Origin of the sequence: Microscilla marina ATCC 23134, from assembly GCF_000169175.1 — a bacterium.
GTDB classification, from domain to species: Bacteria; Bacteroidota; Bacteroidia; order Cytophagales; family Microscillaceae; genus Microscilla; species Microscilla marina.
In genome coordinates this window covers 82565-100413 of the sequence record NZ_AAWS01000029.1, presented here as the reverse complement: position 1 = coordinate 100413, position 17849 = coordinate 82565, and the positions used below count along the sequence as shown (strand labels likewise).

The window sequence follows — 17849 nt, the reverse complement described above, 5'->3', positions numbered from 1 at the left end:
CTAGACGAAGTGCCCGACACAAACATTTCTAAAAGGCAATATAAATTGCTCCACTCACTACAGGTAAAAAAATACCGTAAACAACACCAGGCTTTTTTAGTAGAAGGAGAAAAAAGTGTAGTAGAAACTCTTCAATCTGCCTACAGAGTAAGTGAACTGTATTGTACTGCTGATTTTGCTCAAAACTATGCTCCCATCATCGAGACCTCAGCCACCAAGGTATTGGTAGCTACTGCCAATGAACTCAAAAAAGGTAGTCATTTTCAAACCAACAACAGTTGTCTGGCCATAGTACAGTTGCCAGAGCCTACCCCAATAGCACCACTGGCGCAGAATGAATACGCATTGGTACTGGATGGTATTCAAGATCCTGGCAACCTTGGCACCATTGTACGCATTGCCGATTGGTATGGTATACGTTCTATCCTCTGCTCGCCCGACACAGTTGACGTTTACAACCCCAAAGTAATCGCCTCTTGTATGGGGTCTTTTCTTAGGGTAAACATTCATTACACCGATTTAGAGGCCTACTTCCCCTCGCTGGCAGCACCTAAAGTATATGGCGCTTTTTTGGATGGAGCGAACTTGCACGAATGGTCTTTCCCAAAAGAGGCGGGCTATATAGTATTGGGCAACGAGTCGAAAGGCATCAGAGCATCTATGGCATCACACATTCAGCAAAAAATCACTATTCCCCGCTTTGGGCAGGCAGAATCGCTCAATGTAGCCATGGCGACTGCCATTATTTGTGACCATGTAAAAAAAGACACTACATAAATAAACGTTATTTTTTCCTTGACTACATAAAAAAACCTGTCAGAGACTTCTCCCTGACAGGTTCAAATAAAATTATTTGTATTATCTTAATTACTTGCTTAGCTTCTCTACTTTTAGCATATCTTTACTAAGTGCCAATACTTTGTAAGTAGCTTTTTTCTTGATTACCAAAAGAGTTTGAGATGCCCCTTGAGTTTGCCATTTCCATTGGTAGTCATACCCCGAAGGTCCCGTATCATTGCCACACATTCTCCAGCGCAACTGACGAAACTTTCCTCCTTTTTTGATAATCATCCCTGCGTGTTTATGCCTCATTTCTATCCCTTTTGCATCTGCCAGGTGATGAGGGCGGTACACAGTAACTGTTTTGGTAGACTCTTTTGCCGAAATCACCCAATGTTGATAAATATACTGTTTGTCTATACCAGGTGATTTTGTTGTGGGTACAGCAAAAAAAGTACTCAAGGCAGTCATCAATGATAAAAATAATGTTTGCATCATTTGTATTGTATAGTTGTTATGTTCTAAACTCTATCTGATAGACAGTAGCCACATAAAAAGGGAGTAGACAAATGTGTTTTTTTTGCTATAACAGATGACGAGAACCCTCTTTAAACATCACCCCATTGTATACACAGGCATCATCGCCACAATTGTGCTTAGAGTAATACCCAAAATTGCGGTGTTTGATACGCTTGGCTTTGAGAATCTTTTCTTTGTTTCGACGAATATCTTCCCATATTTTAGCTTCATCTGCCACTGTCAACTCATCTTCTTCGCCCAATATTGTCAGGGCAAAATAGGTGCGGGGATCTTTAACCTGCAAAAAATTGAAAGTTTTGCTAAAGTACTCATTGGCTAAGTCTCTAATGTCAATTTTTTGTTCGGTGCTCAGTTTTTCGTGTTCTACTATTGCCCGGTAAATGCCCAAGGTATTAAAATCAGTGTATTTTTTATGGTTCACAATGATTTCTTTTAGTCGCGCATAACGTAATTGATTAAACTGTTGATTGATCTTCATATTGTTGTCAGGTAATTTTGTAAGGTTTGATACTAATTACAATAGTCCATAGTATTTAGTCGGTAGTCCATAGCTGATTCGAGTAAATGTTTACCTTGTTAAATACTGTAAACCGAACTTGTGAGCTCAACGAAGTTAATCAGTATTTTATATTAAGACTGTATACTCACTTTATTTTTAAAAGGGTTTCAGTTTTAGCCTACACCAACCAGTTAAATAGTTTTTAAATTCATCAATGACTGATTACCCGCAACCAACTTTCACCAAAAGTACTGCGGAGCATTGAATTAAGTAGCAGCAAGTAATTAGCTATCAGCCACAAGTAAGAGCCACTTGCTCATCATAAGGTAGTTACACCTACTTACTGGGTGTACTTAATGCTGCCTTGGTACTTGTCTTCTTTACGAATAAAAAAAGGTAGAAGTTTTACCGACGTTTTACAAGTGTTTTACCCACCAGAAAAAACAACACAAGCCAAGGGGTACCATGCAAAAAAGCGTCAAACCAATCCATTGGCTGCATTCCGTGCGCACCCCCGGCTATCCAACGCAATTTGCCCCAAATGTGAGGTTCAGGCAGAAAAGGGGCAAGCCCCAGAGTAAGCGATATCAACAACCAAATTCCTATATTTTTATTTTTCATATCTTTTTTATTCTTTTGCTAAAAGCACTTCTACCAAACGAGTCTCTATCAATGCAATGTGCTCACTCACCACACCCAATTCTTCGGCTTCGTTGCTGGCAAGGTCTCCCCCGCCAAAATGTATTTCATTTAACGCTTCTTGGCTTTTTTGTTGGTTACGCACCAATGTTTTCTTCTTACGGTATAGCTCTTCCAACATGGCATACCCCCTTGCCCAGCCTGGCAATGTTCTCCCTTTATTTGCCTTAAGTAATGTTGCCAACTTCTCGTTTTCTGAAATACGATCCAATATCAACCAACCAAAACCATACTCCAGGCACAAAGCCCTTTTGGTGCCATTGCTGGTCATTGCCTGTGCCAAGGCGTCATTGTACCCTTGTTGTTGTATCAAATGCAAAGCAAGCCTCCAGTGGTCTTCGTTGGTGCTGGTAAGCAGGCGTATCAACTTTTGGGTGTGATCTGTCATAACAATAGTCCATAGTATTTAGTCGATAGTCCATAGCTGATTCGAGTAAATGTTCACCTTGTTAAATACTGTAAACCAGTATCTTATATTAAGATTGTATGCTCACTTTATTTTTAAAAGTGTTTCGGTTTTATGCCTAAACACCCAATTAAATAATTTTTAAATTCATAAATGACTGATAACCGAGCCTCTGGCGAGCTCAACAAAGTTAATCAGCAAACAACTTTGACTAAAATCACTGCGGAGTATTGTCATAAGCATTAATATAGGTATTCAATAATAATATTAAGTCATCTACTGGTCATAAGTGATCTTTCATAAATAATTTGAGCCATTAAAGTGTATCTATTGCCCTCATTCTTCTCAAAAAAAAAGCTTCATAGCTTTGGCTATGCACCGTTTTTTTTGAATCGTCTGAGAACAATATATTTTCTTGAATTGGCACATCTTATTTTTTCCAGATCACTAAGCAAAAAAGCCCCTCCTTACCAAAGTAAAGAAGGGCAAAAAGTACCTATTCAAGCTACACCTGAAATAAAACAAGCTATACACAAATCACCTGCCCAATTACTCTGTATCAGGCGTTCGTTTTTTGCGAGGTCCTATATCACTTTCCAGTTCTTTTACATGTTTACGAACCTCCTCGACAAGCTCTTGCTCTAGTTGGTTGTGCTCTAGTGGCTCTTGCTCCTTTTCTTTTTGGTTTACGTGTTGCTCAAGCTTACTATCTACATCAAACTCTTTGTTTATTTCTATTTCTCTTTGCCTTAACTTTGCGCTATACTGTGAGTGGACTTTTTTGTCTTTCTTTTTGCCAAACAAGCCAGGGTTATTTACCCGCTCCACTCCGTCTTTTTCTAAAGAGTTTTTGGCATAACGGTTCAGCAAACGCCAATCCCAAATGGCAAAATGCTTACGTAACATTTTATTAAACCCAGCTTTGACAGATTTTTTGGTACGATAATAATGAAGGTATTCAACTGCTGCTCTTGGATCATGGTTGATCATCAACACTTTTTTGGTGTCTCTTTTCAATCGTCTAATTCCTGATTGAAGCCTTGAAGCCTCCTTATTCTTTTTGAGCCTTACCAAAGCCTCATGCTTCGCCACCATTATAGAGAGTGTATCTAACATTTGACTCTCGGCTCCTTTGCCTTGCTCGGTGAGTTGCTCTACTAGCTCATCGTAGTTTTTTGACTTATTGCCTAAGGCTTCTTCTGCCTGGTCAAATGTTTGGCGTAGTTTTATATATTTTTCACGCTCAGGCGAAATTCCTTTTACAGCTTTTGAAAACCCTTTTTTACGATCTTTTAAGAACTGACGCCCGTTAAGTTTGGTGTTGTTTTGATCAGGGGTAAGGCGATACTTGCCTTTTTCATCAGGAGCAGCCTCAAAAGCAAACTGCCCTTTGCCCAGTTCCCACCTTGCCAGGCTATACTGTGCCAACGAAAACTCTTGCTGTAATAAGTTAAAAAATAGCCCTCCACTAATATCAAAGGTGGGGGTTACTGTAGCCTCTGCCCTCATTTTAAACTTGTCATCAGGAAGCTCCCCTTGTCTCAACACTTTGTCAGCATTGCGGTTAAACACCAGGGTAGCACCTGCCTGAAGATCGCCTGCCATCTCCACTCCAAAGCGTCCCATGAGCATTCCTGAAATGGAGGCTACATTGGCAAGTCCTATAGAGGCTCCCAACCCCGCAGTAAGTCCTACTCCAGCCTTAAACCCAGCGTTTCCACTTATTTTAAGGTATTTATCTCCTTTATTATTTTGGTTACGCTTATCTTTGTTATCCATGGTGACATCCAACGAAGCACGTGCGCCCAAGTTGGCATCCAGGGCAGCCTTACCTACCAAGTTGGCTCCTGGCACTGCCGGAATGGGCGTTTCTACCAATACTTTGAAAATATTATAGTGTTGGTCAAAGCTTCCAGCAAGCTTTCCTTTGAGCCCCTGGTCGGTAATTTTGAGCGACAGCATAAAACCTGCATACGCTGCAGTAAACTCATTGAGTGCCCACTTGGGAGCTTCGCCAAACTTAAAGCTTGCTTTGCTCAACGACACCTTGCCCACAGTAGCGCTTACCTGTAAAGTTTTAATGATGCTGAAAATATTCTCCAGGTCGCCAAATATGCCTCCACCTTTGAGCGCTTCATCGTCACCATTACTACTGCCACCTTTGGTATACATCAGTTGAGCCTTGGCAATGTCTAACTGGTTATCTTTCAGGTGAGCATCGTTAAATGATATACCAATCCGTCCACCCATAATTTGAGCATCAAAAGTATTGACTCCAGCCAGCCAGGGCTTTTTACGGGTTTGGTCATACTTGACATAGGCTTTGCCCACTTTGGCATTAAAGTAATTGTTGTCTTTCAAAAGGTCCATATCACTTTCAGCACCTATGGTTACCTTGTTGTTTTCGTCAATACTTCCACTTAGCAAAAAATTACTAATCGTGAGCACATCTTTGAGTATTTCAAACTGATCGCCCGAACCAATAGAAATATCCCCATTGATTAATTTGCCATCATTGTCCAGGTCAAAATTAAGTGTCCCATCAAACTGATGGTCTAACAGGTTTGCCTTGGCAGCAGTTTCAAAATGTAGTCCTTTGTCTTTGCTCCACTCTGCCTTCATGCTGCTTACCTGAAAGGTATCGCCCGCTACGTTTACTTTTTTGAGTTCCAGCCCCATAGACTGTAGCCCTTGGTTGGTAATGCGAATTTTGGTCAAATGCACTGCCCCTATTTCAAATGCCTTATTGAGTTTGAGCAATTGGTCGGTAATGAGCATATCATCGTTTTTATACTCAAAATTTCCTCCCCAATCAAGCCTTACTGTATGATCGTCAGAGTTGAGCAGCTTTCTTCCAAAAATATTGAATCCCATGCCAAACTTTATCTCGGCACCCCCTGACTTATACATTGGCTCATCTTCTTTGCCCCAAATCAACTGACTCAAGTACCCTTGTTGGTTCTCCATAGGGGTTGTACTGTCCCAACTCTTAATGTCGGTATGGTGCATGTTCATCCAGAAAAAACGGTTTTTATCAGGTGAATCCTGAGGTTTTTTGCCTTGTGGTGCCTGAACTTTAGGCAAGTTGAGTTTTTCAGGTTCCTGTTCGTCTTCTTTGCCCATATAATTATGGTCATAATATTTGGCAGCCAATCCAGTGGTTCCCACCACAGTAGAACCGATCGCTAGTTTAGAAGCCAGCTGGGGTTGCCCCATATATAAACTACCCGCAGCAGCCAAAAAGCCCATGGCGGCCAACAGTATACCTCCACTACCTACTTTGCCTATTTTAGAGTTATTGGTCAGCACAAAGTCGCTAAAAGATTTGCCTGTATCCATTTTTTGCCAGCCCCAGGCAAGCAATTGCGACAAGGTAAAGTTTTGAAGTTTTGCCAGCTCATCTTTCGAGGTTTTTGCGGCCTTTTCGGCAAGTGAAATCACGTGCCCCAAAAGCATAGAACGATTACTAATGCCGCGTTTCAAGTCATCATACCTTGCCTGTAGGTCAGTCAGGTAACTGAGGCTTTCTGACATAACAGTGACATTGTGAATAGTTTTTGGGGTGGCTTTTTTACCCAATGACATCACATAAGCAGTACCTCGCCCAATCACATATTTAAGAAAAACCCTTACAAGGTGTAGTCCTGGGCTATTTACTGTTTGGTAAGTATCGTGGGCAGTTTTTAGGGCTGTACCATACTTATCTATGGCAGTCCCCATTTTGGTTACTGAATCCTGAAAACCAGTATAATTATCTACATAACTATTGATCTGGCCTGTCCAATTTGGCTGTGCGCTCAACATAGCACTTCCAGTAAGGTAATCCATTGCCGAGCCTGCCGAACTTAGGAGTTGGGCAACCAAGTCTTTACCAATTTGATCGGAATATTTACGGAGTAGGCTCTTTAGTGCCTCGAAACCCACATTTTCGTCTACGGCAAGCACATCAAATACCTTAGAGTTGGTATCTCGCTTGCCTAGTTCTATAGGTTTTTGTTTTGCCTTGTGAAGCGGTTTTTTGTGATTAAGTACCACATTTTGATGCTTTGATTTATGTGGTTCGGGCAAAGATTTTGATGACCCTCCCAGCTTCTTTTTAGAGGGTTGATTTTGCTGATTTTTGCTTTTTTGTGTACCACCCTGACTTTCTTGTTCTTTGGTAGTCTCCTGTACTTTTTCCGGCATAGAGTGCTTTTAGTCTTGTATCTGAAGGCGTAACAATGCCATGCTTCTGGCAATAGTTGCCCAAGATCGTTTAGTAAAAATGGAAAGTAAGTTTTCAGGTGCTTGATACTTGAGGGTATACCTCTCCCTTGAATGATTGCCTTAAACAAACATGTAAAGGGCATACGCTAAGGGTTCAACCTATATAATTAGGTTGTTAAAAAAGTACCTGAAGTAAATGAAAGTGGAAGAGTATTAATATACCGGAGGGGCTTTGACCATGTGGTGAGTATACTCGGATATAGTCAGGTTTAAATACGCTATCTCGGAAAAATCACACACCGAATTTTTACCAGATTTTTGAATAAATGAAAAGTGTAACATACAATTTCTTTTTAATGTGGTTAATTTTAGGTTGCTATTACTTTGGGCATTTTAGCGCATAAGGTTAAAAACAAATACCAGCAATTGACCTGGCTATACCTTCTCTTTTTTAATGTTGGCAAGTGGAATGTTAGCCACCACCTTTACTTGTTGTTGTGTGTGTATTTTTTTATTCTACTTTGATCTGCGCTAGTTAATTTTTTATTTTCTTATATACTTGTTCTACAGGTTAATATTCTGAAAAAATTTGATTACAACAAAATTTACGCCATTATATTATATATACAAGGTACTATAAACACCTCATTTTCTGAAAGTTAAAATGCACGTTGAATATACGTAAATAAACAGCATTTAAAGTGGCATAGTGCTCAAAAAGAATGAGTATAGAACATAATTCAAAATAAAATCCCGCAAATATCGATGTTTACACCATATCTACGGGATTCAATAACTGCTAAAAATCAGCTTATTTCTTTTTCACTCTGTCATAATCTTTTTGAGCCTGGTAATAGCCATGTTTTACAGCACGCTTATACCAGTGACGTGCCCGCCTCATACTTTTAGAAGTCCCTTTGCCCAGTTCGTTGGCACGTCCAGTAGCATGTTCTGCCATCCCTAGCCGTTTACCTGCAGCTTTTCGATAAAGCTTATAAGCCTTTCTTTCATCTTCTTTTATTTCATAGCCAAAATAATAAGCTTCGCCCAGGTAAAACAATGCATACTTGTCTTTACGGTCAGCAGCGTGTTGTAGCCAAACCAGTGTTTCCTTAAAGTTTTCCTTGGTACCCAATCCTCTAAAATACATCCAGGCTAGAGCAAGCGAAGCCTTGGCATTTTTGCGTAATTTTTTTTCATCCTTATACTTCATCAAGGTTTCATACGCCATCCGGTAGTTTTCACTGTCGAAATAACGAGTTCCGGCAGCTATGCCTTCCGATACCCTGATCTTACCACTTCTTCGGGCGCGGGCTTCCTGAGTGCCCCAATCTATAGAAAATATCTGTACTTCGCTCATTTGCGTGGGGTACTTACCAGCAGTACGTATATAAAAATAAAGTGGGGTAGAGTCTTCATACACACTACCGTCTTGATAAGAGCCTTTAATTTTGCGATTTAACTTTACCCTCAGATGATAATAAGGCACTGGGGCATTTTTATTAAATTTAATTTGCCCATATTCAAGGTTGTCATAGGTTATCTGGATGCCTTTTTTATACCAGGTCATGATATAAGTCAGGTAGGTCTTTGCCACTACCATTTTAGACATGTTGGCAGTTTGGGGGTGATCGGCTTTGCTAAAGTAAGGGAAAACATCATTGCAAACATAAATATCGTTGGTTTCAAAAAACACATCTATCAAACGTTCTTTGTAAGGAACCTCTTCTATAGTAGGCTCTTGGTCTTGGTCATTGCTCCCGGTTTGGGTACCCGATTCAGAAGGTTTAGGCTCCAGAGTGCGTAAAAAACTGGTGTCGCCCATCGAGCTAAGCGCTTTTGCGTAGTTTTGCAACAGCTTTGCTGTGCTTTGTTTAATTGTATTTGTTTGTTCAGGAGTAAGGGTTTCCTGGGCAAAACTAAAGGCAGACAACCACAAAAGAGCAACTGCCAAACAAAAGATTTTTTTCATGTTATTGGATGTTTTTTATCAGTGTTTGAATAATTATCCTGACAAGTGAACTGCTTGAAAATAAGACAAACAGAAATTTACCTTTTCTAACAAAAATATCAAAATAATATTGCATTTAGATATTGCTTCTTTACATTTATATCAACTCACTCTACGAAGTGATCAACTTTAATCATTCTTTGGGCACTTGATTTTTTTGTTTTGTACAGCAAAAACCATGTTAAACGTTGGTATTGAAATGATTGTTCCTTTGGGTAGTATACAAAGCATGCCTATCTCCCCGATGTAAGTTTGGAGTACACTAAACTCGCTTTGGAGGATTTTCAATATTAGATGCACATCGGTACAACAACAATAGAACAATTCCAACAAGTGATATTCAGTTATTTTTGTTCACCAATAATAAACACTTACAGACCAACGCTGGTTTTAATCAAATAGTTGCCAATTTCAAACTCCGCCTCTGGCTAATGTTAAACAAGCGCTAAATAATATTATTAAACACTATGAGTGGAGGAATAAAATCAAACTTTTTTAGCAAGCATTTAGGCTTTGTCGTTAAAATGATCTCTAAATATTACCCTTTAGATGCACACACCTTAGAAAAATACCAAGACCGCTGGCACTGGGAAAGCATCAGCGGGAACGTCTACCTTGCATGGACTCCTGAGTTACTAAAAAAATACCATAGTAAAATCGATTGGACAGCCCTGAGTACTGGGGCACGCATGCCTGAAATAGCCTCCAACAAAAGGGCAAACCTAGAACAATGGGATAAGATGAATAGCCAAGGATTGGGTATATGGTCTATTGAGTTGTTAGAAGAGTTTAAGGGCAAGTGGGACTGGAACGAGCTAAGTTCAAACGAAACAATGCCTTGGTCAACGAAATTAATTGAACAATTTCAAGACGAATGGAATTGGTATTACCTTTCTCAAAACCGTGCCTTGCCTTGGTCCATATTGCTTATCGAAAAGTTTAAAGACAAGTGGGACTGGTCAGAACTAAGCAATTTGCACAGCATTCCGTGGACGATTGAGTTAATACAATGGTTTGAGGAAAACTGGTACTGGGATACTTTAGTGCAAAATGAAAGTTTGCCTTGGTCTATAAAATTGATTGAGGCGTTTAGTGATCATTGGGATTGGGAAATGCTGCATAATGATTTTATCTATCAAAAAGTATTGAGGTTTTGCCTTGATCAACACGTGGTAGAACAAATAATGGAGAGCTTGGGACAATATGGTTGGTATATATACGAGTTTAAACGTTTAGATAAAGAAGCATTGTGGCACGAATTGCGCAATGTTGGTGATACTTGCATCGAGCACTTTCCAGAATGTATTGCGGCTTACTTTTACCGAGGTAAGGCAAAGTACGAGTCTGATGTTTTTCAAGGAGTTATGAATGATTTGAACAAAGTACTTAAGCACGATAAAACACACCAGGGGGCTTTATATTATCGTGGTAAATTACGCAACGAAATGGAATATTATGAAGATGCTATGCAGGATTTTTCAGAAGTAATCCGTATTAACCCACTACACAAAGAGGCCTACCTGGGGAGGGCACAAGTGAACACCACTTTGGGGCAACTAGAATTGGCCATGCAGGATATTGATCAGGCATTGGCACTTGACAATGCCTATATAGAGGCATATAAAGTAAAAGGGAAAGCAAGCAAACTACAGGGCAATTACCAAGCAGCGGCAAATGCTTATAGTGCTATCATAAAGCTGGAGTCGTGGAACGGTGATGCATATTGCGAAAGAGGCAAGGTATATCAGTTGTTAGGTGATATAACTCAAGCGTGTAAAGACTGGAGATACGCAAGTGATACCTGCTTTCATTTTGAAGCGTATCAACTGTTAGATATTTACTGCAAAAAGTAAGGCCATATAAATAAAAAGATTCCCAACAACTGATTATGTTTATTGGGAATCACAAAACAAATGTTCATCTTTCATCATCAAACTCAGGCGAGTTTAATGACTTGCGTATTGTTTCAAGCTATCTTTTAATTCCTTGCGGGCAAGGTGTATTCTGTTCTTAACGGTTCCAATCGGAATCTCTAATTTCTCAGCAATTTCGTGATACTTAAACCCTTTGAAATGCAACATAAAGGGAACGCTATAAGTATCGTCTAGTTTGCTAATTGCTTGGTTAATATCTTGAATTGTAAAGTTGGCATAAGCCTTATTATCTACTACATTATCTGACGAGTTTATGTAGTGCAGATTAGCGGTGCTATCTATAAAGGTATTTCTACGCGCCAATCTTTGATAATTGGTAATAAATGTATTTCTCATGATGGTGTATAACCATGCTTTGAGATTAGTTCCTTGAGTAAATTTTTCGCGGTTAGTAATGGCCTTAAGCATTGTTTCCTGTAATAGATCATTGGCTTGCTCATTATCCTTAGTGAGCTTGAGGGCAAAAGGCTTTAGCATCTTGGATGCCTTGTCTATGGTGTTGAATTCTATAGTTTGCATGATGAGTCTTTGTTTGTTTAGTTTTTGTTGATCCAAAAGTATATAATATTAAACATAATTAAAAGTAATTACATCTATTTTTTTTCTTTTTTTATTAAAAAAAGCACTTTAAACTCTTTATATATACTTTTTATGAATATTTATGCTGTTTAATTTATATCCCAATAAGTTAAACAATACTTATTTTTACAAAGTACGTAAAGCAAACTATTTTGGATACACATATATCCAAAGTATTTTTGACTAAAAAAATTAAAAAATGGAATAGAATGCCCTATTGAGCAATAAGTCATGAATATTAAGATAAAACAGCAACATTTGAGGCGTGTTGAGCAAACTTAAGAAGAGATAGAATACTTGATTGCCAGTTTCTCCCCTATTATCTTCGCCTCTCTAAAAAGAAGAAACACCAACCACCTAATACATACCACCAAGTGCTTATATAAAAACTACAGATCAAGCCACTGTTTAAATTGTGTACTTTTTTCTCGGCTAATCACAATATCCTGGTTTTGTACTTCAGGGGTCAGTATTACCTTTAGTTTGCCATTAAAATAAGTATGGATACTTTGGATGGCATCTATTCTTACAATGAACTGACGGTTGATGCGAAAAAAATGGGCAAGATGAAGCAAGCGTTCCAGGTCATCGAGCGAATAGTCTATCGGATATTTTTTATTTTGTTGTGTAATAAGTAACACCATTTTGTCTTTTGCCTGAAAATACCCTATATCACTTTCAGCTACCGACTCCAGGCGATCACCGAGTTTTACCAAAAATCTATTTTTGTAAGCATTGGTGTTATTTTGCCCAGTTGCTCCCAGCGAGAGTGTTTCAAGCAGGTTGCCAATTTGCTGCTGATAGTTACTTGTTGAAAACTGATTTTTGAGTTGGCGGTATTTCTCGATACTTTGGGTAAGCGCTGTTTTATTGATTGGCTTTAGCAAATAGTCGATACTGTTTACTTTAAAAGCTTTCAGGGAGTAATTGTCGTAGGCAGTAGTAAAAATTACTGGAGTTTGGATTTGCACTTGTTCAAAAATATCAAAGCTCACTCCGTCAGCCAGTTGTATATCCATAAAAATAACCTCAGGTGTCGCATGCTGACCTAGCCATTGCACTGATGCCTCTATGCTATCAAGCACCTCAAGCACCTCTATTTGAGGGTCTATTTCAGTGATCAACTTTTGCAAACGACGACTCGCTGGTGCTTCATCTTCTATAATGAGTACCTTCATTTTTGGTTGAGTATGGTTAAAATTTAAAATTAGCGAATTATGTGAGAGATTCAAACGATTGTTTTTGCAAGTAATGCAGGGGCAGAATGTGCGTTTAGTGTACCTTTTATTAGCTAATTATACATAATTATTGATATTCGACTATATAGTACATACAGTTTAACATTTCATAATAAATAGTTTGCCTATACAATGAATGAGTATATTTACGGGTAAGTGTTTGATTTTTAAACAGGTAATACTATTTTAGGGCATTTTAAGAAAGGACTAGTAAAAACTCCTATTTTTCAAATAACTCTTCAAATGATTTGTTTTGAGTGCATTTATTACATACATTTATACAGGATAAAAACAAAATCATTTTTTTCATCCTCCAGACTAGCAAATTTAAAGAAAGGCATAGTTAACAATAAGTCCGCTGTATGACTAAACAGCGGACATTTTTTTTGCCTTAATTTCTTGTTTATTCACTCCTGCTTGTGGGCTTTTGTTTGTCAGCCTTTCTTTCGGCCACTCTTTTTGCTGCCTCACGCGAAGACTCCTTTTTCTTAAGAATCATACGGCGTAGTAGCATCTCGATAGGCGCCAGGCTAAGGGCAAGCAGTATGTTCATCCCTAGTTTAAATACTGGTACATTGTTGGAAGCATTGTCTACATAAGGCTCAAAGGTGAGCATGATAAACTCAAAGAAGGTAATAATGGTGACAAAGGTAAGTACATAAGATACCCTGGCGTATTTGGTACCTTTACGACTAAACAATAATGAAAGTAGTAATAAGCCCAAAAAGAAAAGTGTTTGAGAGGCATAAAACCACGATGTTTGCCAAAATGGAGGTTTTACCTGAAACACAAAAGCTTGGTCTTGACTGGTTTGGCCAAAGGTGTTTTTAGCTCTTACATGTAATTTGTACTGACCACTGGGCAAAAAAGGAAATGATATAATGGCTCGTTTGTTCCAGGCTGACCAATCTACTTTTTTCTTCTTTTTACTGCGGTCTTCCAAATCTTCCAGCCAGTACTGATACACGGTGTTATCTTCGTTTCGGAAGAACGGTGAAGCCAACTGAAAAGTAAAAGACAAAGTGTTGTCGGTATGTTTTACTACCAAATCTTTCAGGGGTAAAAACTTTCCCTTCTTATTCCTGACATTCTTTATAAACACCTTAAAATATTTCCTGTCGTCAAGTTTTGCCTGGGCGTCAATTTTAAACAACTCATTGTTATTTACTACCCAAATATTTTTTACTTTGTCTATATAAATATCTTGTACATCATCAAATAGCTCAAGAAACTGCGCCAGTCTAAACTTGCCTGCTTTGGTATTGGTAATATTTGTCCATAGATTCTTGGTTTCTACCCAAGTATAACCAGGCTGGTGATACAACACTTTGGTTTCAGTATTGGCATATTTTTGCAGTGCCGTTTTTTGTATCAAACGCTTCTTTTTGGCATCATAACTATAAATTCCAGAAGATAAAAAGAAGGCAGGCTCACCATCTATCAAGCGGGCAGCAATGTTTTCTGAATAACTATTGGCAAAGGGAAAGCGCTTGAAGCTATTAAACATCCCTGTTTTAGGGTCAAGGTTTACCCTTAATACCTGGTTTTCGCTCCCTAACCACAGGCCATTACTATGTTCTACAATAGAATATACCAGGTCGGTCATGTCCTGCAGCGTACTTTGGGTTTTAAAACGACCATTTTTATACACTACAAAATGCAGCCCGTGCTCTGTCCCGATATAAAACCAGTTTTTGTTGCTGGGCGACTGATAAATAAAATGTACATATTCATCTTTGATAACAGGAGAAGCTGCTACTTCGTCTTTTTCTGTAAAAGCCGCATAAAGCCCTATATTACTGGCAATGAGCATGCCTTTGCCATAAGGGTACATTTGGCGGCACTTGGCGTGCAACCCAGTCACCTTTTTATATATATAAGGTATAGACGCCATCGCGTATATTTTCCTGATATCTTCATTGGGTAACCTTATCGATGATTTCTCATAGCTAATCACCCTTGAGGGGGTTTCTTCTGTTTTGGAGGTTTCTTTTACTTCTATCTTTCGTTTTACATCTTTTTCTCCTTCTTCTGAGTGGCGATAAATACGCAACTTGGTTTCGCGGCGATCTTTAGGCTCTGTAATCGTTACTACCCTCTCAGTCTTTTTAATGGTTCTGAGGTACTTAGCTTCTTTTTTTATCAAACTGGCCACCTGTTCGAACCTACTTACTTTATTCAAATAAAACACCCCTTCACTGGTAGACACAAACAGCGAGTCTCCTCTTTTGAGCGATGATGTGACATTGCCGTCTATTCCAGCATAAGACGAGTATGATTTTACCGGAAGCCGGGCGTCAGCACGGGTAATGCCATAAGAATGGCAAATCCACAAGGCACCTAAACGATCTTTATACATTGCCAATACCTCGTCGTCGGGTAGTCCTGTCTGATAATTGATAATGCGTTTGGTTTTGCCATAATTCTGTTCTGCCACCAGTACCCCACCCGATAGGGTAGAAAAAGCAATATCTTTGTTACCTACTCGTAGTGCTCCCCTCATAAGGTTACTTAGCAGGTATTTATAGTCGCGTGGAATGTATAGTTTTATTTTTTTGCCATCAAACAAGTACGACCAGCTATTGCTTGCTATAAACAGTGCCTGTTCATTGTTGTACATAAACGAGTCGTGAATATCGAGGTAAGCATACATTTTACTACTTCCTATGGGTATCAGTTTATCACCTGCTATTCGGTGCAAACCTTTGGCTTTTATTTGTATATAAGGAGTGTCGTTTAAAAATAAAATACCTGCAAACTGACGCTCTTTGTGGGTAAACCATACCTTTTCAATATTAAGTGTTTTTCGGTTTACCTTGATGAGTGCTTTATGGCTGTAAAAATAAATGTGCTTTTTTTTCTGAACAATGCGGTTTACCTCTCCAAAAATTCTCCCCAAAACTTTAAGATTGGCTTTTCTGTCTGATATAGACTTATAGGTTTCTCTGCCCAGTTTGTCACGGGTAAGGTAGCCAAAGTTATTGCGGCAGCCTACATATACTATATTGTCATATTTAATCTTGATAGACAGTGAGTAGGGCGTATTTCTGGTTGGAATCATTCCCCAGACCACCCCGTCATAACTGAGCACTCCTTTAGTATTGGCAAAGTACATCACATTGTTTGTACCTTGAGCAATTGCCCGGTTTTGATGGTCAACGTTTTTAATGGGCACCTTGTAGTTTGTCAGGTACAAGTCTCCATGTTGTGCTTGAAGGGTATAACCTGTGACCAGCCAAAGCAAGGCAAACAAAGTGGTATAAAATCGGTAAAAATTCAGATAAATGGGGGTTGGGTTCATTGCCTATTCTTTTATTCGTTCAGGCTCTTCCTGATCACAAATTCAATGCCTAAGCAACTTACACCGCCATATTCTTAAGTATCTGTCACAACTTTGTTGAATACCTGCTTTTTGCCCCCCCCTATTGTTAAAACCAACCTGAAAATATCTTAAAATAATACAGATATCTACTTAAATATTTTAATGCTTTCGCAAGAGTAAATTTTGAACCTTAAAGAGTGGTTAAATGAATTGAACCGCTAAATAGTACTATATCAAAATATAGTTGTAACATAGGATAAATCTTTAGAATTTTTGAATGAAAAGCTTTTTTATCGCGTCAATATGTTTGACCTTAAGGATACGTAGGGCCACAAAGGTCATAATGTTGCTGACTCATATCAAATTAAAACTTGTTTGTCAGTGACAGGCAGGTTTTGCGTGGTTTAAAATAAAGATAGCCAACTAAAAAACAAAGGCAATGTATACTAACTCCGTAATTACAGGCACGGGAGCCTACCTCCCGAAAACCGAAGTACCGGGCAGTTATTTTCACCAAAATACTTTTTATCGAAAAAACGGGGAACCCATAGAAAAACCCAGCGAAGCAGTAGCTGATAAGGTAGAAGAAATTTCGGGCATCCGTGAACGACGGTACATAGAAGAACACCACCACACCGCACACATGGCGGCGTTGGCAGCTCAAAATGCAATTGTGTCAGCGGGTATAGATAAAGAACAACTAGACACCATTATAGTAGCTCATAACTTTGGCAACCTGGTAGACCAAAGTCAAGGCTCACACTTGATTCCCAACCTTGCTGCCTTAGTAAAACACCATTTACAAATAAAAAACCAACGTTGTGCTGCATTTGACTTATTGTTTGGTTGCCCTGGTTGGGTGCAGGCAGTCATACAAGCACACCAGTCTATTGCCTGTGGTGATGCCCAGCACGTATTGGTCATAGGTGCCGAAGCAATGTCAAGGGTGCTTGACCCCCACGACCCCGACTCTATGCTATTTGGCGATGGTGCTGGTGCGGTAGTAGTGAGCGGGTTTCAAGAAGAGCAACCACGTGGGGTTCTTGCCAATAAAACATTTTCGCACTGCGAAGAAGAAGTCAATTATCTAAAAATGGGAGCATCTACCAACCCCGACCTTGACAAAGGCTTATATGTAAAGATGCAAGGCAAAAAAGTATACCGTTATGCGGTAGAAAATATGCCCGAACTGATTCATGAATGCCTGGAAAAAGCCGATGTACCACTAGAAAATATTTCTAAGTTTTTGTTGCACCAGGCAAATGAAAAAATGCTGAAGGCCATCTTTGAAAAAACCCTCAACGGAGCAGAAGATGCTGCCAGCAGATTTTGTAAACAAGTACCCGTCATTTTGCAAAACATAGGCAACTCTTCTGTGGCCACTATCCCTACTTTGCTCGATGTAATGCTTAAGGGCAAACTTCCTGAGCATACCGTAGACAAGAACGATGTAGTAGTCATGGCATCGGTGGGGGCAGGTATGCACACCAATTGTCTGGTATACAGGTTCTGAAGAACAGGTAAACAGTGAGCAAGTGGCACTTAAAATCTGTTTTGTAGCAAGTTGCTCACTGTTTTTTACAATCGTACAACTTAGCACCCACCATTTGTTTTTTATATACCTTCGGTCACCCA

The 17849-nt window shown here is 39.2% G+C and carries 12 protein-coding genes; 3 read left to right on the top strand and 9 right to left on the bottom strand.

Going from position 1 to position 17849, the window contains the following annotated elements; genetic code table 11:
• Nucleotides 1-9 precede the first annotated feature (9 nt).
• Nucleotides 10-777: an RNA methyltransferase gene (locus tag M23134_RS23435; RefSeq protein WP_002700186.1), complete on the top strand. Its 768-nt coding sequence runs from the start codon at nt 10-12 to the stop codon at nt 775-777.
• 90 nt (nt 778-867) lie between these two features.
• Here M23134_RS23435 and M23134_RS23430 read toward each other — a convergent pair whose 3' ends face one another.
• From M23134_RS23430 to M23134_RS23405, 6 genes are all read right to left on the bottom strand, one after another.
• Complete coding sequence (locus M23134_RS23430; RefSeq protein WP_157558619.1) at nt 868-1278, bottom strand: hypothetical protein; 411 nt, start codon at nt 1276-1278, stop codon at nt 868-870.
• 85 nt (nt 1279-1363) lie between these two features.
• A complete protein-coding gene (locus M23134_RS23425; protein WP_002700181.1) occupies nt 1364-1798 on the bottom strand; it encodes a hypothetical protein in 435 nt (144 codons plus the stop codon).
• A gap of 426 nt (nt 1799-2224) precedes the next feature.
• Nucleotides 2225-2440 carry a hypothetical protein gene (locus tag M23134_RS23420; protein WP_002700179.1) on the bottom strand — a complete coding sequence of 72 codons (216 nt, stop codon included), beginning with the start codon at nt 2438-2440 and terminating at the stop codon, nt 2225-2227.
• A 7-nt stretch (nt 2441-2447) separates the two neighbouring features.
• On the bottom strand, nt 2448-2906 hold the full coding sequence (locus M23134_RS23415) for a hypothetical protein (protein WP_002700178.1): 459 nt from the start codon (nt 2904-2906) through the stop codon (nt 2448-2450).
• A 567-nt stretch (nt 2907-3473) separates the two neighbouring features.
• Complete coding sequence (locus M23134_RS23410; RefSeq protein WP_002700169.1) at nt 3474-7109, bottom strand: hypothetical protein; 3636 nt, start codon at nt 7107-7109, stop codon at nt 3474-3476.
• Between the two features lie 832 nt (nt 7110-7941).
• The gene (locus M23134_RS23405) at nt 7942-9102 is read right to left on the bottom strand and encodes a tetratricopeptide repeat protein (protein ID WP_002700164.1); all 1161 of its coding nucleotides are present in this window, start codon (nt 9100-9102) and stop codon (nt 7942-7944) included.
• 506 nt (nt 9103-9608) lie between these two features.
• Here M23134_RS23405 and M23134_RS23400 point away from each other — a divergent pair.
• A complete protein-coding gene (locus tag M23134_RS23400; protein ID WP_002700162.1) occupies nt 9609-10994 on the top strand; it encodes a tetratricopeptide repeat protein in 1386 nt (461 codons plus the stop codon).
• A gap of 93 nt (nt 10995-11087) precedes the next feature.
• On the opposite strand, the gene M23134_RS23395 is transcribed toward M23134_RS23400, so the two are convergent.
• The 3 genes from M23134_RS23395 to M23134_RS23385 all read right to left on the bottom strand — a co-directional run bounded on the left by M23134_RS23395 (nt 11088) and on the right by M23134_RS23385 (nt 16193).
• A complete protein-coding gene (locus M23134_RS23395; protein WP_045114189.1) occupies nt 11088-11594 on the bottom strand; it encodes an RNA polymerase sigma factor in 507 nt (168 codons plus the stop codon).
• A gap of 449 nt (nt 11595-12043) precedes the next feature.
• The gene (locus M23134_RS23390) at nt 12044-12832 is read right to left on the bottom strand and encodes a LytR/AlgR family response regulator transcription factor (RefSeq protein ID WP_002700158.1); all 789 of its coding nucleotides are present in this window, start codon (nt 12830-12832) and stop codon (nt 12044-12046) included.
• 463 nt (nt 12833-13295) lie between these two features.
• Complete coding sequence (locus tag M23134_RS23385) at nt 13296-16193, bottom strand: triple tyrosine motif-containing protein (protein WP_002700156.1); 2898 nt, start codon at nt 16191-16193, stop codon at nt 13296-13298.
• A 460-nt stretch (nt 16194-16653) separates the two neighbouring features.
• Between M23134_RS23385 and M23134_RS23380 the strand changes: the two genes are divergently transcribed.
• The gene (locus M23134_RS23380) at nt 16654-17727 is read left to right on the top strand and encodes a 3-oxoacyl-ACP synthase III family protein (protein ID WP_002700153.1); all 1074 of its coding nucleotides are present in this window, start codon (nt 16654-16656) and stop codon (nt 17725-17727) included.
• Nucleotides 17728-17849: the final 122 nt, after the last annotated feature.

What these genes read in the sequence shown, in the direction of transcription:
- M23134_RS23430 (WP_157558619.1), bottom strand. Translation starts at nt 1,278, where the DNA reads ATGATGCAAACATTATTTTTATCATTGATGACTGCCTTGAGTACTTTT.
- M23134_RS23425 (WP_002700181.1), bottom strand. Translation starts at nt 1,798, where the DNA reads ATGAAGATCAATCAACAGTTTAATCAATTACGTTATGCGCGACTAAAA.
- M23134_RS23420 (WP_002700179.1), bottom strand. Translation starts at nt 2,440, where the DNA reads ATGAAAAATAAAAATATAGGAATTTGGTTGTTGATATCGCTTACTCTG.
- M23134_RS23415 (WP_002700178.1), bottom strand. Translation starts at nt 2,906, where the DNA reads ATGACAGATCACACCCAAAAGTTGATACGCCTGCTTACCAGCACCAAC.
- M23134_RS23410 (WP_002700169.1), bottom strand. Translation starts at nt 7,109, where the DNA reads ATGCCGGAAAAAGTACAGGAGACTACCAAAGAACAAGAAAGTCAGGGT.
- M23134_RS23405 (WP_002700164.1), bottom strand. Translation starts at nt 9,102, where the DNA reads ATGAAAAAAATCTTTTGTTTGGCAGTTGCTCTTTTGTGGTTGTCTGCC.
- M23134_RS23400 (WP_002700162.1), top strand. Translation starts at nt 9,609, where the DNA reads ATGAGTGGAGGAATAAAATCAAACTTTTTTAGCAAGCATTTAGGCTTT.
- M23134_RS23395 (WP_045114189.1), bottom strand. Translation starts at nt 11,594, where the DNA reads ATGCAAACTATAGAATTCAACACCATAGACAAGGCATCCAAGATGCTA.
- M23134_RS23390 (WP_002700158.1), bottom strand. Translation starts at nt 12,832, where the DNA reads ATGAAGGTACTCATTATAGAAGATGAAGCACCAGCGAGTCGTCGTTTG.
- M23134_RS23385 (WP_002700156.1), bottom strand. Translation starts at nt 16,193, where the DNA reads ATGAACCCAACCCCCATTTATCTGAATTTTTACCGATTTTATACCACT.
- M23134_RS23380 (WP_002700153.1), top strand. Translation starts at nt 16,654, where the DNA reads ATGTATACTAACTCCGTAATTACAGGCACGGGAGCCTACCTCCCGAAA.